Annotated in this window: 17 protein-coding genes; 11 read left to right on the top strand and 6 right to left on the bottom strand. The window is 54.4% G+C overall.

The annotated features are described in order from the left end of the window. Positions 1-80: 80 nt before the first annotated feature. Entirely contained in the window at positions 81-554 is a 474-nt protein-coding gene (locus BARVI_RS05380; RefSeq protein WP_025278254.1) for a phage holin family protein, read from the bottom strand. A gap of 17 nt (positions 555-571) precedes the next feature. Between BARVI_RS05380 and BARVI_RS13360 the strand changes: the two genes are divergently transcribed. Beyond that, positions 572-817: a hypothetical protein gene (locus tag BARVI_RS13360; protein ID WP_157232544.1), complete on the top strand. Its 246-nt coding sequence runs from the start codon at positions 572-574 to the stop codon at positions 815-817. 99 nt (positions 818-916) lie between these two features. Here BARVI_RS13360 and BARVI_RS05375 read toward each other — a convergent pair whose 3' ends face one another. Next, positions 917-1,573 (bottom strand): DUF1349 domain-containing protein, encoded by a 657-nt coding sequence (locus BARVI_RS05375; protein WP_025278253.1) that lies wholly within the window; start codon positions 1,571-1,573, stop codon positions 917-919. Between the two features lie 101 nt (positions 1,574-1,674). Here BARVI_RS05375 and BARVI_RS05370 point away from each other — a divergent pair, with 101 nt between their 5' ends. Further along, entirely contained in the window at positions 1,675-2,430 is a 756-nt protein-coding gene (locus BARVI_RS05370) for a response regulator transcription factor (protein WP_025278252.1), read from the top strand. A gap of 79 nt (positions 2,431-2,509) precedes the next feature. Here BARVI_RS05370 and BARVI_RS05365 read toward each other — a convergent pair whose 3' ends face one another. Continuing rightward, the gene (locus BARVI_RS05365; protein ID WP_025278251.1) at positions 2,510-3,439 is read right to left on the bottom strand and encodes a cation diffusion facilitator family transporter; all 930 of its coding nucleotides are present in this window, start codon (positions 3,437-3,439) and stop codon (positions 2,510-2,512) included. 286 nt (positions 3,440-3,725) lie between these two features. Here BARVI_RS05365 and BARVI_RS05360 point away from each other — a divergent pair, with 286 nt between their 5' ends. Then, positions 3,726-4,313, top strand: a complete 588-nt coding sequence (locus tag BARVI_RS05360; RefSeq protein WP_025278250.1) for a YqgE/AlgH family protein — start codon at positions 3,726-3,728, stop codon at positions 4,311-4,313. Here BARVI_RS05360 and BARVI_RS05355 read toward each other — a convergent pair. Genes BARVI_RS05355 through recR form a run of 3 tightly spaced genes read right to left on the bottom strand, consistent with a single transcriptional unit; the run spans position 4,310 to position 6,700 of the window. Then, complete coding sequence (locus tag BARVI_RS05355) at positions 4,310-4,846, bottom strand: GNAT family N-acetyltransferase (RefSeq protein WP_025278249.1); 537 nt, start codon at positions 4,844-4,846, stop codon at positions 4,310-4,312. The genes BARVI_RS05360 and BARVI_RS05355 overlap by 4 nt on opposite strands. Beyond that, positions 4,843-6,021, bottom strand: a complete 1,179-nt coding sequence (locus BARVI_RS05350; RefSeq protein WP_157232543.1) for a glycosyltransferase family 2 protein — start codon at positions 6,019-6,021, stop codon at positions 4,843-4,845. Before BARVI_RS05350 ends, BARVI_RS05355 begins: the two co-directional genes overlap by 4 nt. Before the next feature lie 55 nt (positions 6,022-6,076). Continuing rightward, a complete protein-coding gene (gene recR, locus BARVI_RS05345; RefSeq protein ID WP_025278247.1) occupies positions 6,077-6,700 on the bottom strand; it encodes a recombination mediator RecR in 624 nt (207 codons plus the stop codon). Between the two features lie 483 nt (positions 6,701-7,183). On the opposite strand from recR, the gene yihA reads away from it, so the two are divergent. From yihA to BARVI_RS05305, 8 genes are all read left to right on the top strand, one after another. Further along, positions 7,184-7,801, top strand: a complete 618-nt coding sequence (yihA, locus tag BARVI_RS05340; protein ID WP_025278246.1) for a ribosome biogenesis GTP-binding protein YihA/YsxC — start codon at positions 7,184-7,186, stop codon at positions 7,799-7,801. A 141-nt stretch (positions 7,802-7,942) separates the two neighbouring features. Next, positions 7,943-8,413: a nucleoside deaminase gene (locus BARVI_RS05335; protein ID WP_025278245.1), complete on the top strand. Its 471-nt coding sequence runs from the start codon at positions 7,943-7,945 to the stop codon at positions 8,411-8,413. Between the two features lie 57 nt (positions 8,414-8,470). Next, positions 8,471-8,935, top strand: coding sequence for a DUF4494 domain-containing protein (locus tag BARVI_RS05330; protein WP_025278244.1), 465 nt, complete (start codon positions 8,471-8,473; stop codon positions 8,933-8,935). Continuing rightward, complete coding sequence (locus BARVI_RS05325; protein WP_025278243.1) at positions 8,932-9,603, top strand: YggS family pyridoxal phosphate-dependent enzyme; 672 nt, start codon at positions 8,932-8,934, stop codon at positions 9,601-9,603. The genes BARVI_RS05330 and BARVI_RS05325 overlap by 4 nt, the downstream gene beginning before the upstream one ends. A gap of 240 nt (positions 9,604-9,843) precedes the next feature. Further along, on the top strand, positions 9,844-11,325 hold the full coding sequence (locus BARVI_RS05320) for an MFS transporter (RefSeq protein ID WP_025278242.1): 1,482 nt from the start codon (positions 9,844-9,846) through the stop codon (positions 11,323-11,325). 132 nt (positions 11,326-11,457) lie between these two features. After that, on the top strand, positions 11,458-13,491 hold the full coding sequence (locus BARVI_RS05315) for a transketolase family protein (protein ID WP_025278241.1): 2,034 nt from the start codon (positions 11,458-11,460) through the stop codon (positions 13,489-13,491). A 213-nt stretch (positions 13,492-13,704) separates the two neighbouring features. Next, the gene (locus BARVI_RS05310) at positions 13,705-14,874 is read left to right on the top strand and encodes an OmpA family protein (RefSeq protein WP_084547001.1); all 1,170 of its coding nucleotides are present in this window, start codon (positions 13,705-13,707) and stop codon (positions 14,872-14,874) included. A 214-nt stretch (positions 14,875-15,088) separates the two neighbouring features. Next, positions 15,089-16,267: an ATP-binding protein gene (locus tag BARVI_RS05305; protein ID WP_025278239.1), complete on the top strand. Its 1,179-nt coding sequence runs from the start codon at positions 15,089-15,091 to the stop codon at positions 16,265-16,267. Positions 16,268-16,269: the final 2 nt, after the last annotated feature.

The raw sequence follows: 16,269 nt of genomic DNA, 5'->3' as shown, positions 1-16,269 counted from the left end.
TTTGTAAATTTTCGCAAAAATACAAAACTTTGGGTGAAAACGGCTACGTTTGGCGTAAATTATTGTTATCGAACGATAAATCAGTTCGTTGTGTCGGGCGGAGGTTCTTCGTCACCCCCTTGTTTGCCGGTCGGTTCGTCGGGGACGATGATGTCGCTTTTGCTCTTGAACCACTTGAAGATATTGATGCGCAGCCGGCTGCCGTGCGCCTCGAAGTAGTTGTTGAAGCACGAGTTGATTTCGCAGCCGTAGACCACCAGCAGCACGATGGCCGGCAATACCGGTATGCCGAAGGGGGTACCGAATGCCTGGCCGAAACTGGTTGCCACCAGTATCCAGCAGATATAGTCGATTACCTTGTTGATGCTGCGCCGCACGGCACGGCTCTTGCGAATGACCTCGCCCCGGTGCCGGGCCGCGTCGATGCCGAATTTCAGGTCGGCCAACACCAGGGCCAACGCGGCCAGCAGAAACCAGCGGATTGGAGATACAAAGTCGGCCGCCCAAGCCAGATAGGAGGCCAGCGTGCCGTTGATTACGTTACGTTCGTTCATGTCGAAATTTGCATTTAGTGGTTCTGCTGCAAATTTCGCCCGTCACCCCCGCCCGGTTGTGGCGTGGTGATAAAAAGAGTGTGTCACCCCGTTGCGAGGATACTCCCGCACTCGACATGCACCGTATCACCCCGAGCGATGCGGGGGCCAGGCAAGTGTCGCAGACGGTATTCCTTGCCCGGGTATTCTGGATTCCGCATCAAGTGCGGAATGACCAAAACCCCGCGTCGTGGCGGGGAATGACGAACTCCACTGTGTCGTAGCTCGGTATGACGGCGGGGGTGGTGTAAAAGAAAAATCCCGCGAGGCTCTTCGGGGGGAGGAGCGCTTGCGGGATTGGGTATAGGAGGTTGGTATGAGGCTTATTGGGCGCTGTTCTTTTTCAGCCATTCGAGGCGGCGCAGGTCGGGCAGGTGTTTCACCTTGAATTGCTCGAAGGTGGCGCGGAATCCCTCGCCGTCGGGGCTGGCACCCATCAGGCCAACCTGTACGGGGGTGTTGTCTTGCAGCCACGCGTTGCGCATGAGGGTATATTCCTGGTCATCGAACGAATAGAAAATCTCGACGGCATCGAGGCGGCGCACGGCCTTAATCCAGATATAGGGCACGGCCTTGTCGAGCTTGATGACGCTCCAATCGGAGGTGTGGTGCGTGACGACGGTGCTGAGGTTGAACTTCCCGTCGACAAATTCGATACCGGCCTTGATGTAGTTTTCGTGGTCGATGCGCAGCATGATGCCGGCCTGGTCGAACCGGGCCTTGTAGTCGCCCGAGACTTTGACCTTTACCTCGAACTCACCGCCATAGGTGGCGTAGTAGAAGGGGGCGTCGTCGACGGTGAAGCCGTAGTGTGAGATGCGCCAGTAGTCGGTCTTGGGGGTTACAAACATGGAGAGGGTGTTGTCTTTGATTTCCCATTGTTCGGGTTCGTTGAACCATTGCATTTTTTCTAACGATTGAGCCATGCCCGGCACAATGGCCAGCAGCAGGGCGAGGTTTAACAGAATTGTGCGTTTCATTTGTGTATAATCGATATGATAAATAACCATTCTTTTTTTACATTTGCAAATGTAGAGTGCTGAGGTTGAATATGCAATAATTATAAATAACCATTTTACACGTGGACATAGTCAATAAACTGAATCGGATATTCCTGTCGCAGGACCGTGAGAAGGGTCGATGCTATCTCGATGAGTTGGAGCGGTATAAGTCGGCAGCCCGCAGTTACAGTCTGGTGGAGGGGACGGTGTCGGTGCTGAGCGACATGCACACCAATGCGAGTTATATCTATTATGGCCGCTTTGCCCGGGTGCTGGGGTTGAAGCACCCCTCGGGCGAAGGGGCGATACCGTCGATTTGGGAGAAGCATATTCTGGATTTGATACCGCGTGAAGACCTCTATGGCAAGTATTTGGAGGAGCTGCGCTTCTATAATTTTGTCAAACGTCTGCCCAGGAAGCAGCGCTCCGATTATTGCTGGGTGAGCAAGTTGCGCATGCGGACGACTTCGGGCGATACGGTGTGGGTGTGCCACCGCCTGTTTTATGTGCCCGATCCCTTCAACAACACCCTGTGGCTGGCCCTGTGTCTGTATAGTCCGCTCTCTTTCGACTGGCCGGGTGGTGGTCGGGCTGTTGAGTTGGCCACGGGGCAGGTGGTCGAACTGGGCTCGCGCAGCAACGGCAAAATATTGACCGACAGGGAGATTCAGGTACTCCGTCTGATTGATAAGGGGCTGATGAGCAAACAGATAGCCGACACGCTTTCGATAAGCGTGAATACGGTGAGCCGTCATCGTCAGGAGATATTGGCCAAGTTGCAGGTGAAAAACTCCATCGAGGCTTGTCGGGTAGCTCAGGATTTGGGACTGATTTGAGACCCTCTGCCCGATTCTCTTGGCCTCTTTTCCCGTCTGTTTTTTGAATTTGTCCTCCCCCCCCCTCGGGAAACTGCGGTTATGCTTGTTTCTCTTTGGGCAGATAGGGCTCGATGTGCACGTTGATTTGCGTGCCTTTGCCGAAGGCCGCTTTGAGGTTGTTCTCCACGTGGGTGGCGATGTCGTGTGCCTCGACAATCGACGAGTGCGGGTCGACCTTGATGTGCATGTCGATGATAAAGGTGTTGCCGTTTTTACGGGTGCGCAGGTGATGGAAGGTGATGACCCCGGGCGTGGCCTGTATCTTCTGTTCGATACTGTGCTCAATCTCTTCGGGGAGCGACATTTCGAGCAGCTCCTGTATGCTGGGGCGGGCCAGCTTGTAGGCCACACCGATGATGAAGATACCCACGATGACCGAGGTGATGGGGTCGAGTATGCGCCAGCGTTCGCCCAGGAACATGGCTCCCGAGATACCGATGAGGGTACCTATCGACGAGAAGGCGTCCGAGCGGTGGTGCCAGCCGTTGGCAATGACGGCGGGGCTCTCGATTTTGCGTCCCACGATGATGGTGTACCAGTAGAGAATCTCCTTCACGACAATCGAGACGGCGGCCATGATGAGGGCCAGGTAGGTAGGGCGTTCGATCACCCGACCGTTGAGCACCTCGTAGATTTTCACACTGCCCGAGTAGAAGATGCCGATGGCCACGATAAAGAGGGCAAAGCTGATGAGCATGGTGGCAAAGGTCTCGAACTTGCCGTGGCCGTAGGGGTGGTCGCTGTCTTCGTGCTTGGACGATATCTTGATGAAAATGATGACGATAAAGTCGGTAATGAAGTCCGACAGCGAGTGAATGCCGTCGGCAATTATGGCGCTGCTTCGGCCCACGACGCCGGCTATGATCTTGGCCGTCGAGAGCAGCAGGTTGGTGAAGAATCCCACCCAGGTAACCCGGGCCGCCTTTTTCTCCCGGGCCATGTCGGTGATTTGTTCCGTCTCGTTCATTGCAGTATGATAAAAACAGTGCAAATATAGAGCCTTTTGTGTTAGGTTATATCGCTTTATGGTTTCATAAGCACTAATTTATACCTGTTCTACATAGCCATTTGTCGGGCGATTGCAAGAAAAAGTGCCGGCAACGTTTCATCGTTTGTCATATTTTGCTTATCTTTGGGTAAGATAGAGGAGGCGGCAAGGTTAACCTTGGCCTGGTCAAAACTGGAAACTCTGTCTGTCCCGGTTGTCCCGGCCTTTGCCTCACCTGTCTTGGATACATCGAAGAGGAGCGAACATGCACATCGAATCGTTACATATACGCCGACAGTTGATTGAGCCCCATCGGGGGGCGTTGCTCGTGGCCGAGCCTTTCCTCGACGAGGGGTGCTTCCGCCGGGCGGTCATCTGCCTGGCCGAATATTCCGAGAAGGGGGCGGTGGGTTTTGTCCTCAACAGCCCCACACACTATCATCTGAATGAATTGCTCGAAGGGGTGGGTCCCATTCCTTCGATACCGGTATATTGCGGCGGCCCGGTGGGTACCGACCACCTGTTTTTCCTGCACGACATCGCTTCGCTGCCCGGGGCGGTCGAGGTGGCGTCGGGTCTTTTTGCCAACGGCGATTTCGACATGCTGCTCGATTTCATGCGCAGCGACGAGGGGGTGTGCCGCCATGTGAAATTCCTGATCGGGTATAGCGGCTGGTCGCCCGGGCAGCTCGACGGGGAGCTGCGGCAAGAGTCGTGGGCCGTCACCACCATGCAGTCGCCGGCCAGTTGTCTGGCCGCTACCGACGACAGCTTCTGGCGCGAGACGGTGCGCAGCATGGGCGAGGGGTATCGGTTGTGGCTCAACTCGCCCCAGGAGCCGTCGCTCAATTAGCCTTTTTCGTCGGGGTTTATTTTTTGAAACACGAGTGCATCGTCGTAGCCCTGCGGCAGCTGTACCCAGTCGGTCAGATGCCCGCACTCGCGGAATCCGCAGGCAAGGAAGAGGGCCATGCTGGCCGTGTTGCACGTTGCGATGTGTACATAGAGCTGGTGCAGGTGCAGGAACTGGAAGGCATACTCCATGAAGGTTTCGAGGGTGTCGCGTCCGAACCCCTGGCGGGTGTGGCTCGGGTCGATGAGCAGCCCGACGGCAGCCCGTCGGTTCACGGCGTCATAGTCGAAACAGTCGAAAATCCCGATGCTCTTTTTCGTCTCACGTTCCACAATCATCAGGCGCAGTTGTCCGTCACGGGCAATGTCGGCACTGTAATTTTCGATGTAGCGTTTCATCAGATAACGGGAGAAGGGGGCTATGGTGCAGCCGTATATCCACAACGACGAGTCGTTTTCCCAGCGGTAGAGGTCGTCGAGGTCTTCGGGTTCGATGGCCCGTAAAGCGATTTTTTTACCCGTGAGGTAGGTCATGAGCGTGTATAGATTTGTTGGGGTGAGATAATCACCTGAGCGTCGGGATTGTAGATGAGAAACCGGTTGCGCTCGTGGCATTGCTGTTGCAGGGTGGCGATGATGTCGCGGTAGGAGAGCCACCCCGAGTCGAGCACGATGTAGCGCAGGGGTGAGTGCTTGTCGGGAGTGGGTAGTTCTTGAATCGATTGGAGAGCCGTGATGCGGGGTCGACCGGGAATGAGTTCGGTCACCCGGTCAATCTGGTTGGTTAGGGCATACCATTCGCCCCGTTCCCGCTTCTCTACGCCCTTCTTCCGTTTGAACGGATAGAGCAAGATGCGGTGGGCGGCTGCCAGCATGGCCCGGAAGAAGATGGAGAACTTCACCGCCAGGTAGTAGCCCTTGCTGTAATGGGGATAGTGTTTCTTGAAGAAGATGAGCATCGCCTCGTAGAATATCCGCACGTAGCGCAGGCTCCCCTTTTTGGTGCTCTCGCCCTTGTAGTGAATGATAGGGGTGGGCAGGTAGTAGTTGTGGTATCCGGCCAACACCAGCCGGTAGGAGAGGTCGATGTCCTCGCCATACATGAAGAAAGCCTCGTCGAGCAGTCCGCTCTTGTCGAGCGTTTCGTGCCGCATGCACATGAAGGCCCCCGACAGAATGTCGACGCGGTGGCACTCGTCGGGTGAGAGGTATTTCAGGTGGTAGCGCCCGAAGAGGGGCGAACGGGGAAAGAGTGAAGCCAGCCCGAATATCTTGCAGAACGACACCCAGGGCGAGGGGAACCCCCGCTTCGACTCGGGCAGAAAACGGCCGTTGCCGTCGAGCATCTTCACCCCCACGCCACCCGCGTCGGGGTGTGTGTCCAGGAAGAGGCACACCTCGTGCAACGTATCCTCGGCAATGACCGTGTCGGGGTTGAGTAGCAAGACGTATTGTCCCGTAGCCAGCTCCATCGCCTGGTTGTTGGCGCGGGCAAACCCCACATTCTCGGTGTTGGCGATAAACCGCACCTCGGGGAACCGGGGCGAGAGGTAGTCGAGCGAGTCGTCTTGCGAACAGTTGTCGACCACGAAAATCTCGGCCTCCATGGGGTAGAGCGTCAGCGCAGCCCGCACCGACCGGAGCGCCTGCTCCAGAAAGTGTTTCACCCGGTAGTTGACAATGATGATGCTGATTTTTACCACGAGAATGACGTGCTTTTTATTATATATGTATAACGCGAATAGTCTGAAAATAGTATGAATCCTATCCCTTGAAACTTTCGCTGAACAGCGTGCGGTTGAGAATCGAGCGCCCCAGCGTGATTTCGTCGGTATATTCCAGTTCGCCGCCCACCGATACCCCCCGGGCGATGATGGTAATCTTCACGTCGAAGGGGGCCAGTTTGCGGAAGATGTAGAAGTTGGTCGTGTCGCCCTCCATCGTCGGACTCAGTGCCAGAATCACCTCCTGGATACCGCCCGCCGCTACCCGGTCGACCAGGCTCTCGATTTCGAGGTCGGCCGGCCCGATGCCGTCCATGGGCGAGATGACCCCGCCCAACACGTGGTAGAGCCCGTGAAACTGCCGGGTATTCTCGACCACCATCACCTCCTTCACGTTCTCGACTACGCATATCGTCGAGGCGTCGCGCGACGGGTCGCTGCAAATGGAGCAGGTGTCGGTGTCGGATATGTTGTGGCACACGTGGCAGTGCTTGATCTCCTTGCACAGCTTGATGATGGTGTTCCCGAATTTCTCGGCCTCGCCCTCCTCCTGACGCAACAGGTAGAGAACCAGTCGCAGCGCCGTCTTGCGGCCGATGCCCGGCAGCTTGGCAAATTCGCTCACCGCATTTTCAAGCAGAATCGAAGAATATTGTTGATCCATAGAATAGTATCCCTTTCGTGGCTCCCGGGGCGATGCGGTGCTTTCCCTCCCGTTTCCCGGCAGAGCCGTGGTGCAAAGATAGTGAAAGGTGAGGGGAGAGGCAAACGGGAAAACTTGTTTTTCAAGTTTGGCTATGTTGTTTCTCTACTGGACCCCGCGTCGCAGCGCAGGGTGACGTGCAGGTCATTCCGCACCTCGATGCGATATCCAGGAAATACCGTCCCAGTCATTCCGCACTTGATGCGGAATCCAGAAAATGCATGGGCAGGAGAGCTCGCAAAATACATTCCCTTTTATGTCCCTCTACTGGACCCCGCGTCGCAGCGCGGGGTGACGTGTGGTCATACCGCACCCCGATGCGGTATCTGGTTCGAATCGTTTTGGCCTCGGAGTCTCTGTCGGGAAAGTGGGGTGGGAGAGTGGGAAATCCGAGAAAAAACTGTATATTTGTCCTCCCTGAAAATCTGAAAACAAGAGACCGATATGGAGATTAAAAACGCCAAGTTTGTCGTGAGCAGCAGTCGGGTGCAGGATTGCCCTTCGCACCCGTTGCCCGAGTATGCCTTTATCGGACGCTCCAACGTGGGTAAGTCGTCGCTTATCAACATGCTCACCCGTCGGAAGGGGCTGGCCATGACCTCGGCCACTCCGGGTAAGACGATGCTCATCAACCACTTTCTCATCGACGACAGCTGGTATCTGGTCGACCTGCCCGGTTACGGCTATGCCCGCCGGGGCAAGGAGAGCCGCGAGGCGTTGCGCAAGATGATTGAGGGGTATGCCCTTCGTCGTCACGAGCTTACCTGCCTCTTCGTACTGCTCGACTGTCGTCACAAGCCGCAGCAAATCGACCTCGACTTTATGGAGTGGCTCGGCGAGAACGGCGTGCCCTTTGCCATCGTCTTTACCAAGACCGACAAGGTGGGCCCCGTGGCGTTGCGCACGGCCATCGAGCACTACAAGAGTGTGTTGCACGAGACCTGGGAGGAGTTGCCCCCCATCTTCACCACCTCGTCGGAGCGGGGTACCGGTCGGGACGAATTGCTCGACTACATCGACCAGGTGAACCGGAGCTTGCGGGAGCAGCCCCGGGAGTCGTGAATCGGGGGCGTCGGCTCTTTTTCGGCAAGAGTTCTTTTGTTTCTCCCGATTTGATTCGTATCTTTGTATACCCAAGCAGAGATGCATCATCGAGGCGGGATTGCCGGGCAACCGGCGATGCCGCGTTTAATAGAAAAGATTATGTGTGAGAAAGATAAATTTATGCAGGCGGCCATCGACCTGTCGCTCGACAACATCGACCATGGTGGCGGTCCCTTCGGCGCCGTGATTGTGAAGGAGGGTAAGATCATTGCCCGGGGAGCCAACCGGGTGACGGCCTCGAACGACCCGACGGCTCATGCCGAGGTCAACGCCATTCGCGAAGCGGCCCGTGTGCTGGGCACCTTCGACCTGAGCGGCTGCGAAATATACACCTCGTGCGAACCCTGTCCCATGTGTCTGGGGGCCATCTACTGGGCTCACCTCGACCGGGTCTACTACGGCAACACCAAGGCCGATGCCAAAGCCATCGGCTTTGACGATTCGTTCATCTACGACGAGTTGGCCCTGCCGTTGGAGAAGCGCCACCTTACCATACTCCCCCTCATGCGCGACCGGGCCATCAAGGCCTTTGAGAAGTGGGCGGACAAAAGCGATAAAATAGAGTACTGAAAAAGAATGTGAAACCTGTCGGGGGTGCATGGCACCTCCTTTTTTAATAATACAGCTATGGCAAATTGGTTTGAATGTAAAGTCAAGTATGATAAGATGCTGGAAAACGGCATGCAGAAAAAAGTAACGGAACCCTATCTCGTCGACGCCTTGTCGTTTACCGAGGCCGAGGCCCGCATCATTGAAGAGGTGTCGCCCTTCATCTCGGGCGAGTTCTCGGTGTCGGCCGTGAAACGGGCCAATTTCAGCGAGCTCTTCTTTGACGAGACGGGCGACCGCTGGTACAAGTGCAAAATCAATTTCATCACCCTCGACGAGAAGAGCGGCATGGAGAAACGCACTCCCTCGTATATGCTCGTGCAGGCGGCTGACTTCGAGACGGCTCTCAAAAGTCTGAACGCCGGCATGAAGGGTACGATGGCCGACTGGACCATTGTGTCGATTACCGAGACGCCGCTCATGGACGTCTATCCGTTTAACGCCGAAGGAAAACCCCAGGAGGAGGATCGTCCGAAAGAATGAACGAGATAGCCCAACATATAGCCACCATACGACAGGAGCTGCCGAGCGGTACCCGCTTGGTGGCTGTGTCGAAATTCCACCCCGCCGAGGCCTTGATGGAGGCCTACGAGTCGGGGCAACGCATCTTTGGCGAGAGCCGGGTGCAGGAGCTCATGACCAAGTACGAAGCCCTGCCCAAAGACATCGAGTGGCACTTCATCGGTCACCTGCAAACCAACAAGGTGAAATACATCGTCCCCTTTATCGCCTTGATTCATAGTGTCGACAGCGAGAAACTGCTCGCCGTGATCGACAGCGAGGCGGCCAAGTGCGGCCGGGTGGTCGATTGTCTGCTCGAGATTCACGTGGCCAGCGAGGAGAGCAAGTATGGCCTTACCCCCGATTCGTGCCGCGAGTGGCTGAGTGGGAACCCCCTCGACCGGTATCCCCACGTGCGGGTGTGCGGTCTGATGGGTATGGCCTCGCTCACCGACGACGAGAGCCGCATCGATCGGGAGTTTGGCGAGTTGAAAAGTCTGTTTGATGAATTGAAGGCCTCGGGGCACGTCGACGCCCGAGCCTTTGTCGAGTTGTCGATGGGCATGTCGCACGACTACCGGCTGGCGTTGCGCCACGGTACTACGCTGGTGCGCATAGGTACCTCGATATTCGGTGAGCGTAACTACTGATGCGACCGCGGCACCGCTACCGGTGCCGGCCGTGTCGATGGCTATTTTTATGTTTAAGAACATATATTTATCGTGCCGACCGATAAATAATAAGCATTACCTTTGCCTTAATTTTAGTTTATCAGAAAACAGAAGGCCTGAGTAAATAAATAATAGCCCATGAAATAGACACATCACATACATCAATCGACTCGGATAGAAATATTTACATTCAAAATACATTAATTTAAATCTTATAAAATGACTACAAATCAGAAAAACAATGGGAAAATTATTGCGATTATCGCAATGATGTTTCTGTTTGCAATGATTGCTTTCGTAACCAATCTGGCGGCACCGTTTGGACTTATCTGGGGTAACCAGTACTCGTGGGCCGGCATGATGGGTAACATGATGAACTTCCTGGCCTATCTGTTTATGGGTGTTCCCGCAGGTACGATGCTGGTGAAAATCGGTTACAAGAAAACCGCCCTTACGGCCATGGCCGTAGGTTTCGTGGGCCTCTTTATCCAGTATCTGTCGAGTATCATCGGTGCCGATACGGCGCTCTTCTCGGTAGGTGGACAAGAGGTGTATCTGAACCTGATTATCTATCTGTTGGGTGCCTTCATCTGCGGTTTCTGCGTGTGCATGCTCAACACGGTGGTAAACCCCATGCTGAACCTGCTCGGTGGCGGTGGCAACAAGGGTAACCAGTTGATCCAAACCGGTGGTACCCTCAACTCGTTGGCTGCTACGCTCACCCCGCTCTTCGTGGGTGTGCTCATCGGTTCGGTAACCGACAAGACTGCCATGAGCGACGTCACTCCGTTGCTGTTCATCGCCATGGCTGTGTTTGCCGTGTCGTTCATCATCATCTCGGCCATCGCCATTCCCGAGCCCCACTTGGCCAAGAAGGGCGAACCCCAGGAGAAATTCGAGCACAGTCCGTTGGCCTTCCGTCACACGTTGCTGGGTGTGATTGCCATCTTCCTTTATGTAGGTATCGAGGTAGGTATCCCCGCCCAGTTGAACTTCTTCATGGCCGACACTAGTGCGAGAGGTGCCGGTATCCTGATCAATGGAGCTGCCATCGGTGGTGCCATCGTGGCCATCTACTGGTTGTTGATGCTGGTAGGTCGTTTCCTGAGTAGCTTGATCAGTGGTAAGATTTCGACCCGCACCCAGTTAATTGCCGTTTCGTCGGTAGCTATTGTGCTCACATTGATTGCTATCTTCACCCCGAAGACGGTGGGCTTCAACGTGCCTTCGTTTGTCTATGACCCGGTACAAAAGACCTCCGAGATTCTGGAAAATGCCGGTATCCCCGTGGCCGAGGCCGAGGCTTTTGTCAATAATCCCACCGAAGAGTTCCTGACGCAAAATGCCGCCGTGCTCGCCGAGGCCAAGATGACCCCCGAGTCGGTGATGAAATCGCTCGAAACCCCCAAGGTTCCCCTGAGCGCCCTCTTCCTCGTGCTCTGCGGTTTGTGCACCTCGGTGATGTGGGGGGGTATCTTCAACCTCGCCGTCGAAGGCCTGGGCAAATACACCGCCAAGGCATCGGGTATCTTCATGATGATGGTAGTCGGTGGTGGTGTGATGCCGTTTATCCAGAACATGTTGTCGGGTAGTTTCGGTTATCTGGCCAGCTACTGGTTGGTTATCGCCATGTTGGCCTACCTGCTCTACTACGGTCTGATCGGTTGCAAGAATGTCAATACCGATATTCCTACCGAATAATCATTCCTTATAATAAATAATAGGAGAAAAAGAGAGGGAAGCCCCGGCTTCCCTCTCTTTTTCTTTGTGAACTTTTGGTCGTTTTTGTAGGTATATACTCGTGAATTGTATTATTTTTGTAAAAAAAATTCCATGAACGATACGAACTTGTTGAACAGAGCGGCCGACAATATCAGAATATTGACGGCGGCCATGGTTGAGAAGGCCAAATCGGGTCACCCGGGTGGTGCTATGGGTGGTGCCGATTTTACCAATGTGTTGTATTCCGAGTTTTTGGTATATGATCCCGAAGATCCAAAGTGGATTAATCGGGACCGCTTCTTCCTTGACCCGGGACACATGTCGCCCATGCTGTACAGCGTGTTGGCCATGTCGGGCTTCTACACGATGGACGACCTCAAATCGTTCCGTCAGTGGGGTAGCATTACCCCCGGTCACCCCGAGGTCGATGTGATGCACGGCATCGAAAACACGTCGGGTCCTCTGGGACAGGGACACACGATGGCCGTAGGCGCGGCGATAGCCGAGCGTTTCATGGCAGCCCGTTTCGGCGAGTGGTGCAGTCACAAGATTTATGCGTTCATCTCCGACGGCGGTATTCAGGAAGAGATATCGCAGGGGGCCGGTCGGGTGGCCGGATTCCTGGGGTTGCACAACCTTATCATGTTCTACGACAGCAACGATGTGCAACTCTCGACCGATACCGATGCCGTGACCGACGAGAATACAGCCGAGAAATATCGGGCCTGGAATTGGAATGTCATTGAAATTGACGGGTGCGATCCCGTAGCCATACGCGATGCGTTGGCTCTGGCCAACCGCGAGACCGAGCGACCCACGCTCATTATCGGCAAGACCATCATGGGACGTGGTTGTGTGACGGCCACGGGCGAGAACTTTGAAGGAAAATGTTCGACTCACGGACAGCCGTTGAGCAAGTCGGGGGCCTCCTACGAAAAGACCATCGAGCATCTGGGCGGCAGTGTCGAGAATCCCTTTGTCATCTTCCCCGAGGTGGTCGGTCTCTATGCCCGTCGGGCCGAAGAACTGAAAAAAATCGTAGCCGAGCGCAAGGCGGTGCAGGCTGCCTGGGAAAAAGCGAATCCCGAGTTGGCTGCCGAGCTGCACGATTTCTATGCAGGCAAATTACCCGAGCTCGATTTCGCCTCGATAGCTTATAAACCCAATGTTGCCACCCGTACAGCTTCGGCCAACGTGCTCTCCTACCTGGGCGAGCGGGTGAAAAACATGGTGGTATCGTCGGCCGACCTGGCTAACTCGGACAAGACCGAAGCCTTCCTGAAAAAGACCGGGGCTTTCTCCAAGGGCAATTTCAAGGGGGCCTTCCTGCACGCCGGGGTAGCCGAGTTGACGATGGCTTCGATTATGAACGGTATCTTGTTGCATGGTGGCATGCAGGCTGCATGCGGCACCTTCTTTGTCTTTTCGGACTACATGAAGCCGGCCGTGCGTATGGCAGCCCTCATGGAATTACCTGTAAAATATGTGTGGACGCACGATGCCTTCCGTGTGGGTGAGGACGGTCCCACCCACGAACCGGTAGAGCAGGAAGCTCAGATGCGCCTCATGGAGCAGTTGAAAAACCACAGCGGCAAGCACAGCGTGCTGGTATTGCGCCCGGCCGACAGTGCCGAGACGCTGGTAGCCTGGAAGCTGGCCATGGAAAACAGCGATACCCCTACGGCTCTGATTCTTTCGCGTCAGGACGTTCCCGACCTCCCTTCGGCCACGGGCAACCGTTATGCCGATGCCTTGCAGTTGGCAAAAGGAGCCTATGTGCTGATGCGCGATGAGAATCCCGATGTGGTATTGGTTGCTAATGGTTCGGAAGTGTCGACACTGGTAGGTGCCAGCGAAATTCTGCACGGTCAGGGAGTACGGGTCCAGATTGTCTCAGTACCTTCCATCGGTCTCTTCCTCGATCAGCCGCAATCGTATCGCGAGTCGGTTATCCCCTCGGGTCTGCCGGTATTCGGGTTGACCGCCGGCCTGCCCTCGACCCTGTTGCAGGTGGTAGGCTGCAAAGGCAAGGTTTATGGTTTGGATCATTTCGGCTACTCGGCTCCTTATAAGGTACTTGACGAAAAACTGGGATTCACCCCCGAGCATATTGCCGGCGAGATAGCCGCATTTATCGGGAAATAAATATCAAGATATTTGCAAGTTTGAAACGAAACTGTCACTCTTTTTTGCAGAGTGGCGGTTTCGTTTTTATTTTTAAATAAAATTTGTTGGTCAAGTAAAAAAAATCGACTACTTTTACTTCAAAATTCAATTGGGTCTATATGAGGCAGTTTCTCCCTTGAATTTGAAAAGGAGAGATTGTCGGATATTAAATTTAATTAAAAGCAAAGAAGTATGAAAAGGACTGTATTTGCGGTAATGCTTGTGTCGATGGGCATGGCTATGCCTGCGACATTGGTTGCGGCTCCCGAGGAGGAGGCCAAGACAGAATCTTCCCAGCAGATTGTCTTGAATAGCTTTAAAGATAATTGGGCTATTTCACTGGAAGGTGGAGCTGATTTCGGCTTAGGACGTTTTGACAGCCATGCCAGTTTTGGGCAACGTATTGCTCCCGTTTTTGGTCTCAATGCCGAGAAATGGTTCTCTCCGGTTATCGGATTGCGCCTGGGTGCCGATTATTACGGTGTGAAAGGTGCGACCTTGTGGGGAAACGGCATCGAAACCGGACGTTTTGACAACGGCTATTTCAAACAGTCGTATGCCTTGATAACCCCCGCACTCGATGTGATGGGCGATTTGGCCAGCCTCTTCTGTGGCTATCGCGAACGTGTTTATTCGCCTGTCCTGTATATAGGCATGGGTATTCCCATAGGTGTGTCGGACGGTGCGGCCAAGGGTGTCAACATGGACATGCGGGGAGGTTTGCTCAACCGCTTCCGGCTGAATGATGCCTGGGCCATCAATCTCGATTTGCGTTTCGATGTGTGGGAAGCCTCGATTGCCGGTGAAGGAAATCATGGCAAGACCTTTGCAGCGTTGGTAGGCGTCACTTATAAATTCAAGAATCGCGGCTGGGACGCTCCCGTAGTACCGGTAGTTGCCCCTGTTGTGGGTAAGTATAGCGATGCCGAGGGCGATGCTTTGGTCGCTCAGTTGCGTGATGCCAACCGCAAGATTGCCAATCTCGAACAGCAGTTGGCCGAGTGTCAGAATCGTCCGGTCGAGAAGGTGACCGAGGAGGCTGCTCCCGTCGTTACCGTCTACTACAACATCAACAGCTCGGCCTTGCAGCCCAAGGACAAGGTGGTGCTGAAAGCCGTGGCAAAAGCCATCAAGGCCAACGAGGGCAAGAAATACATTATCACCGGTTATGCCGATAGCGAAACGGGTTCGGCTGCATTCAACGCCAAGTTGCGTAAGGCACGTGCCGAGCAGGTATACGACGCTCTGGTTTCTTACGGTGTAAGTCCCGACCAGTTGGAGCAAAAGACCAGCGAGGCCAAGCTCGATCGCTTTGGTTCTTATGTACTCGATAGAGCTGCAACCATTACGCCGGCCGAGTAACGCTCGAAGGGTGTGGAAGATAAATGGCGCCGTTGCCCCTCAGGAGCAACGGCGTCTCTTTTTAGTAACTTTCTGGCGGGGAAGAAATCGGACGACACTCTTGAAAGAATGTTAAAATAGGAGGGGATACCCTTAATCGGAGGATAAATTGTAAAGTCGGCTTGCCAAAAATTGATGTTTTTATTATCTTTGCCACCTGTTTAAGAGTGCAGACGTGGAATCGTTTTACAGAACACACAAGTATCTCGTTGAGCATGTTGAGTCGCCCGTCAAGCGCGACTTGATGTACCAGATCAACAAAAACAGCCGTCTGGTAGGCATTAAGGGCAGCCGGGGAGTAGGCAAGACCACCTTCCTGTTGCAGTATGCCAAGGAGAATTACGGCTTGGATCGGTCGTGCCTGTACATCAATCTCAACAACCTCTACTTTACCGAGCATACGTTGCGGGAGTTTGCCGGACGTTTCTACGACCAGGGCGGCCGGGTGCTGCTCATTGACCAGGTGTTCAAATATCCCGGGTGGTCCGAGGAGTTGAAATACTGTTACGACCACTACCCCGAGCTGAAAATCATTTTCTCCGGCTCATCGGTCATGCGGTTGAAAGAGGAGAATCCCGTGCTGGCCGGTCTGGTCGACTCGTACAACCTGCGGGGTTTCTCGTTCAGGGAGTATCTGAACCTGATGGCCTCGACCCAGTTTCCCTCATACACCCTCGACGACATCATCGCCCACCACAAGTCGATAGCCCAGGAGATATGCAGCCGCGTCAATCCGCTCGACTATTTCCCCGGCTATCTGCACCACGGCTACTACCCCTTCTTCCTCGACAAAGCCAACTTTTCGGAGAATCTGGTCAAGAACATCAACATGATTATGGAGGTCGATATCCTGCTCATCAAGCAGATTGAGCTCTCCTATCTGCCCAAGGTGCGGCGGTTGATGTATCTGTTGTCGGTACAGTCGCCGGCTCCCACCAATGTGAGCCAGTTGAGCAAGGACATACAGATTTCGAGGGCGACGGTCATGAACTACATCAAGAGTTTGAAAGACGCCCGCCTCATCAACATGCTCTATCGCGAGGGTGAGGAGTTTCCCAAGAAACCGGCGATGGTCTACATGCACAATACCAACATCATCTACTCCAACCGTTCGGTGCAGGTCGATGCGCAGGCCGTTCGCGAAACCTTCTTCTACAACACGCTGCACAAGGACCACCGGTTGAACATGGGCAGCAAAAACGCCCAGTTCCTAGTCAATCGCGAGAAACTCTTCCGGGTGCAGGGCAGTGTGCCCCGCAGCCGCATCAACCCCAACTTCTACTATGCCGTCGACGACTTGAAGGTGGGGAGCGACAACCTCATACCCCTGTGGCTCTTTGGCTTTGTCTATTGATA

The organism is Barnesiella viscericola DSM 18177 (assembly GCF_000512915.1).
GTDB classification, from domain to species: domain Bacteria; phylum Bacteroidota; class Bacteroidia; order Bacteroidales; family Barnesiellaceae; genus Barnesiella; species Barnesiella viscericola.
The sequence above is the reverse complement of the archived record's forward strand: the minus strand, read 5'-3'. Positions and strand labels throughout refer to the sequence as shown.